1 pseudogene is annotated in these 306 nt (G+C 65.0%); it reads right to left on the bottom strand.

What is annotated here, in order from left to right:
• Positions 1 to 306 (bottom strand): annotated as a pseudogene (locus tag EXE45_RS18670) (Fe3+-hydroxamate ABC transporter substrate-binding protein); the annotation flags it as partial.

The raw sequence follows: 306 nt of genomic DNA, 5'->3' as shown, positions 1-306 counted from the left end.
GGCGGCGAGCCAGTCGGTCAGCGAGTGCGGATCGATGAGGTGGAGGTCCGCGTCCATCTCGTAGAACAGCTCCTTGGACACGCCGTCGTTCCACAGCTGGGTGAGACCGTCGAGGTCGACGGAGACGCCGTCGAGCTCGTCGTAGTGGTTCGTCTTGTACCGACCGCGGTACCAGATGGACCGGACGGCGTCGGCCTTGCCCAGCGCGACCAACATGTCGATGTAGTCGGCGGTGAACGGCGCGATGGTCTCCGGGACGGACTCGAACTCGACGGTCCCCATCGGCTCCATGCTCACCGAGTAGCT

It is taken from the genome of Halorubrum sp. SP9, assembly GCF_005435015.1.
GTDB classification, from domain to species: domain Archaea; phylum Halobacteriota; class Halobacteria; order Halobacteriales; family Haloferacaceae; genus Halorubrum; species Halorubrum sodomense.
This window is presented reverse-complemented; position numbering and strand designations above follow the sequence as displayed.